Origin of the sequence: Streptococcus sp. UBA3373 (assembly GCF_002360305.1) — a bacterium.
Taxonomy (GTDB): Bacteria; Bacillota; Bacilli; order Lactobacillales; family Streptococcaceae; genus Streptococcus; species Streptococcus alactolyticus.
This window is the reverse complement of the sequence record NZ_DEQF01000051.1, coordinates 1-5,596: the sequence shown is the minus strand read 5'-3', so window position 1 is coordinate 5,596 and position 5,596 is coordinate 1. Positions and strand designations below refer to the sequence as shown.

Sequence of the window (5,596 nt, the reverse complement as noted above, 5' to 3'; positions counted from 1 at the left end):
TACCACAACCTTAGCTGAAGTATCGCTGGCTTGGGTTACACTGACTTTGACATCTGGTTTTGGCACGTCAATGCTGGTTGCACTGATGCAGGTCATTTTCCCTTTGACAACGGCATAAGTGTGGATGTAATAAGCACCGTAATCACCTGTGTAGCTAGCTGTTAATTGACCATTTTTAGCCACTTGGTACCATTTGATATCGTCTTGATTGTTTTTGGCTGACCAAACCGCGTGGTAAGTTTTGAGGTTGGAGCTGACGTCGCTTGGCATGGTAATGTAGATACCTGTTGGAGCTAATTCTGCCTTAATGGCACATCACCGAAACGATAGTCTGATTCAAAGCGTTTGCCAAGTAATCCTGTTTGTACTTTTTTAACGTGGTTATAGCCATAAACGTGGACATTGTAAGTACCCGCTTCTAGATTATGGGTCGCTTCGCTGAAAACAACGTAATAAGAACCGTCTGCTGCTTTTTCTGCCTTGTACCATTGAAGATCGTCTTGACCATTTGCCTCTGTCCAAGTTGGTACTTGGAGATCATCAATGTAAATCGGTACATCAGTGATGGTTACCTTGTAAGTCGTCGCACTTTCTTTGGTAATATTAGCCTTAACTTCTGGTTTTGGCACAAGGACTGAAGTGGCGTTCAAACCGACCATTTGCCCGCGAACAACTCCATATGTGTGAACGAGGTAAGTTCCGTAAGAGCCAGTGTAGTTGGCTTTAGTATGACCTGAAGGGTCAGCCTTGTACCAAACAATATCATCTTGATCATTTTCCGCAGACCAAACCGCGTGGTAAACCGCCATCCCTTTGCTGACATCACTTGGCATAGTCAAATCAATGCCGTCTTTGGCTAATGTGGCATCAACCGCTACGTCACCAAAATGGTAATCCGCTTCAAAATGCGTACCAGCCAAACCTGTCAAAGCATTGGTTACCGCGCTCGTTCCGTAAACGTGAACATTGTAGCGACCGCTTTCTAGATTGTGTTCAGCCACACTGATAATAGCCGAATAAGTGGTGTTTGAATCCTTAGTTGTCTTGTACCAAATCAGATCATCTTGGTCATTGGCTTGAGTCCATGTTGGCAATTGCACGCTTGAAATGTAGACAGGTACATCTGAAACCGTTACTTTGTAACTGGTTTCGCTGGCTTTCGCAATTGTCACTTTGGCACTTGGCTCAGGCACAATGATGCTTGTTCCATTCAGTCCAGTCATTTTACCATTAAGGTTTTGATAGGTGTGAATATGGTATTTGCCGTAAGAACCCGTGTATTTAGCTGTTGTTTTACCATGGCTGTCGGCCGTGTACCAAATCAAGTCATCTTGGCCATTCTTGTCTGACCAAACCGCAAACATGATTTTAGCCCCATCAGCGATTGGTTGGTTGTATTGGATGTTGAAACCGTTGCTACCTAGATAAACGTCGGTCACTCATCCGTTACTCCAGTTCCGCCTCCTGTGGCTCCATGTTTTGATTGGTCAGCAGCTTCAGCATCTTCAGAAATAACTTTGGCTTCTGTTTCTGATGCAACCAACTCTTCAGCAGAACTTTCTTCAGAAGTTGCCTCTGTGCTTGCCATTTCTTTTGCAGGCTCTGTAGAATCTTCTTCTGCTTCTGTTGACTCGGTAGAATTGTTTTCATTCTCTTCTACTACGTTTGTTGCCTCAGTTGTTACACCAGCAACTTCTGTTTCTGTCTTTTCTGGCACACTTGTCGCACTAGCAGCTTCTGTTTCTGTCTTTTCTGGCACAGTAGATTCAGCTGGTTTGACAACTTCAGCATCTGTATTTTCTGTGGTTGAAGATGTTTCTGTAGTCTTTTCTACTTCAACCGGAGTTGTGCTTTTTGCTGAGTCAGAAATAACCGTCTTGTTTGCTTCTGTTTCAGAAGTTTTTGTGTCCCCAATACTGACTTCTGAATCTGTGGCAGTGGCAGCAGTAGATTCTGTTGCGACTTGTGGTGTGCTAGCAAGAGTTTCTGTGGCAGAAGAGTTTTCTACCGTTTCGTCAGCTTGCACAGCTGTTGTTCCCATAGCTGTCACCAAAATACCTGACAATAAAAGAGTTCCGATAGCTCCATAAGCTTTTGATTTTTTGATCGTTCCATGACCTTTTGTCTTCATAAACTTCTCCTAAAAAGCTTTCATTTTGTTACTATTTCAACATATTTTTAAGGTTGGTAAAATCCCCGAAAAATGAAATGCTTGACTTTTATTGACTAATAAAAAAAAAAAAAGTTGGGCATGTCGTCCCAGCTTAATTGGTGAGCAGTGACTCACTACTCTTTGCTTGTATTTTCAGCCTCTTCAATGGCTTTTTGTCCGTTTGTCGCCAGAACCTCTTTGTACCAATAGAAGCTATCTTTTGGTGTACGGTTGAGTGTTCCGTTGCCTGCATCGTCCATATCCACATAAATGAAACCGTAACGTTTACGCATTTCACCTGTTCCAGCTGAAACGATATCGATACAACCCCAAGTTGTGTAGCCAATGAGGTCCACACCATTTGTAATCGCATCTGCCATAGCGTTGATGTGAGCACGGTGGTAGTCAATACGATAATCATCGTGGATAGAACCGTCTTCTTCAATCGTATCAAAGGCACCAAGACCATTTTCAACCACCATCAATGGAATAGCGTAGCGGTCATAAATTTTTTCAAGGTAATATTGCAAGCCCATTGGGTCATGTGCCCAACCCCAGTCAGAGTAAGTCAAATAAGGATTTTTAGCACCTGTTGAGAAGTTTCCTGATACTTCTTCGACACCTGTGTGGGTCGTCACGTTGTTTGACATATAATATGAGAAAGTATACATATCAACCGTACCACGTTTCAAATCTTCAAGATCTTCTTCAGTGATATGAAGTTCAACATTATGCTCTTTCCAAAGACGTTTGGCATAAGTACCGTATTTTCCTTTTGCTTGCACATCACCACAGTAGTAAATGCCTGATTGCCATTTGTGTTCATTAGCAAGGATATCTGCTGGATCACATGTGCCAGGATAAAATGTAATACCACAAATCATATTTCCAATCATGAAATCAGGATTGATGGCATGACCAATTTGAACAGCTTTAGCTGATGCTACAAATTGATGGTGAAGAATTTGATAACCTTCTTGATAATCTGCATCACTAGCTTTTGAACCAAACATATCAAGGAACATGGTTGTGTTATTGATTTCATTGAAAGTTAACCAGTATTTAACCAAGTCTTTGTATTCGTTAAAAATAACCTCACAATAACGCACATAAAAATCAATCAGCTTACGATTTTTCCAACCGCCATAATTTTCTTCAAGTGCTAATGGCGTATCAAAATGCCAAATTGAATCCAAAGGTTCAATGTTATATTTACGGCATTCTTCAAAGACAGAACGGTAGAAATCAAGTCCTGCTTGATTAGGCTCTTTGTCAACACCATTTGGGAAAATACGAGCCCAAGAAATTGACAAACGAAAAACAGAGTAGCCCATTTCAGCAAACAGCTTAATGTCTTCTTTGTAACGGTGATAAAAATCAACAGCCACATGGTTTGGATAATGCTCTGTATCGAGCACGGCGTATTTAGCCCCTTCAGGAATCTTACCATTATGTCCCATAGCTGGCGCTTTACCAGGGTTACCATCTTTGTCGATATAAGTCATGTAACGTGGCGCATTGACTGACCCACCAGTTGTCACATCAGTTGCAACAAGTCCTCGACCATCTTTGTCATAAGCACCTTCGGCTTGGTTAGCAGCAATTGCTCCGCCCCAAAGGAAGTTTTTTGGAAATGCTTTTGTCATATATCTTTTCCCTCTTTCAATTAAGTACAATAATAGTATACCGTTATTTGAAAGCGCAATCTTGCATTATTATCTTGGAAAATGATACCATCCCACTACAAATACACTGACAAAATTTCAGACACCACACGATAACCAGTGATATTAAGGTGAAGGCCATCGATTGTACAAGTTAGTGGCAAATGACCACTTTCGTCACACAAGGAATCGTGAATATTGAGGTAGGTTACACTTTTTTTTGACAAATTAGATAGCAAATTATTTAATTGATTGATGCTATCATTATTACGATGATTTGGTGTGCGAACAAATCTTGGTGACTCATTCATTGGAAAGACAGAAAGTAAGATAATCTCAGTTTCAGGCAATTTTTGTTGAATAGTAGCCATGATTGTCTCAATTGTTTCACACACTTCTTCTGGATGTCTGATCTTTAAATCATTAACCCCAATGAGCAAAACTACCTTACTTGGACGCAAATCTAAAACCTGCGTATGCAGATGTTCTAAGAGCTGCAAACTGTTAATCCCATGAACACCACGGTTATAAAGCGGAAAATTAGATATCAGCATTTCGTGAATTGGAAAATATTCAGTGATAGAATCTCCAGCAAAGACAATATTTGGCTGTTTTACCAGTTTGTTCAAAGCGTCGTATTTTTCCCACAACTGTACTTGTTGGTCAGCTAAAACTTTGTTGCGAAATTCTGTCACATCAGCTTTGTGATATAGTTCTTGAAAACCAGTCATAGTTTCTCCTTTTGTGACTATTCTATCACGAATCACCCTCGTTCAAAAAATGATTAGCTAAGACTTGTAAGACACCATTTTCTTGATTTGACGGAGCTTGATAGCAGGCTACATTTTTAATTTCCTGTGGAGCATTTGCCATAGCAAAAGAGTATTTCGCCAGTTTTAACATCTCAATATCATTGCCACCATCACCAAAAACCATCAGATTTTCAGGACTATAGCCCCAGTGATTGAGCAAGAAATCAAGGCCAGTTCCTTTATGCACATGCGATGGAATGACATCAATACAACCAAAACCACTAGAGGTTGCCGTTAGTTGATAATCCGCAAATAAAGTGTTAATTTCATCTCTCACTTGGAAGGTCAATTTATCACGAACCAGTAAAGTGACTTTAAAATAATCATCATCAGGAATTGGATGTAGATTATCAACGTATTTTAAAACAGGCAAATAATAGCTAAGCAAATCCTTAATTTTTTTCGGTGTCGACTTTGGCAAGTATGACGATGCCTTTCCTGCCAAGTTAATCACCGTATCAGGATAATGTTTCTCGATATAATTAACCAAAGCTGAGATAGCTTCTACTGTTTCAAATTCTTCCTGCAAAGTTCGACCATTTTCAATGATGTGACCGCCATTTTCAGCCACAAACGTCATTTGATGTTTATGTTCAGGAAATTGTTGAATAATTTGACGGTATTGATTACCGCTTGCCACGACAAATTTAACATCATCTGCCATAAATTTATCAAATAAACGGTTAAAAAGTACTTTATCATAGGTTTTGTTATTCGTTAAAAACGTTCCGTCCATATCTGTTGCGATTACTTTTATTGTCATAAGCTTCTCCTTTTTCACCATTATACGCTATTTTCTTGAAAATATCCTTGTCTATTATCAGAATAACTAATACTATGATATGAATAACTAATACTATGATATGAAAAATTACCACAAGATTTTCAAAAATAGAAATCTCATGGTGAGCGTGACATCATCAGTCTATATCATTGTCAATGGTTTCTGTGAACCACTCCTACCTACG

General features: G+C 39.7%; 5 protein-coding genes and 1 pseudogene. All 6 read right to left on the bottom strand.

Annotation, left to right across the window (positions count from 1 at the left end):
* A pseudogene (locus B3R79_RS07500) lies at window positions 1-270 on the bottom strand (N-acetylmuramoyl-L-alanine amidase); the annotation flags it as partial.
* 23 nt (window positions 271-293) lie between these two features.
* Window positions 294-1,439 carry a GBS Bsp-like repeat-containing protein gene (locus tag B3R79_RS07495; protein ID WP_414717730.1) on the bottom strand — a complete coding sequence of 382 codons (1,146 nt, stop codon included), beginning with the start codon at window positions 1,437-1,439 and terminating at the stop codon, window positions 294-296.
* Window positions 1,436-2,131 (bottom strand): hypothetical protein, encoded by a 696-nt coding sequence (locus B3R79_RS07490; protein WP_414717729.1) that lies wholly within the window; start codon window positions 2,129-2,131, stop codon window positions 1,436-1,438. Before B3R79_RS07490 ends, B3R79_RS07495 begins: the two co-directional genes overlap by 4 nt.
* Window positions 2,132-2,286: 155 nt before the next feature.
* Window positions 2,287-3,798 (bottom strand): glycoside hydrolase family 1 protein, encoded by a 1,512-nt coding sequence (locus B3R79_RS06605; protein ID WP_293695832.1) that lies wholly within the window; start codon window positions 3,796-3,798, stop codon window positions 2,287-2,289.
* Window positions 3,799-3,893: 95 nt separating this feature from the next.
* The gene (locus tag B3R79_RS06600) at window positions 3,894-4,547 is read right to left on the bottom strand and encodes a GDSL-type esterase/lipase family protein (RefSeq protein WP_148525452.1); all 654 of its coding nucleotides are present in this window, start codon (window positions 4,545-4,547) and stop codon (window positions 3,894-3,896) included.
* Window positions 4,548-4,572: 25 nt separating this feature from the next.
* On the bottom strand, window positions 4,573-5,391 hold the full coding sequence (locus B3R79_RS06595) for a Cof-type HAD-IIB family hydrolase (RefSeq protein ID WP_293695825.1): 819 nt from the start codon (window positions 5,389-5,391) through the stop codon (window positions 4,573-4,575).
* Window positions 5,392-5,596 lie beyond the last annotated feature (205 nt).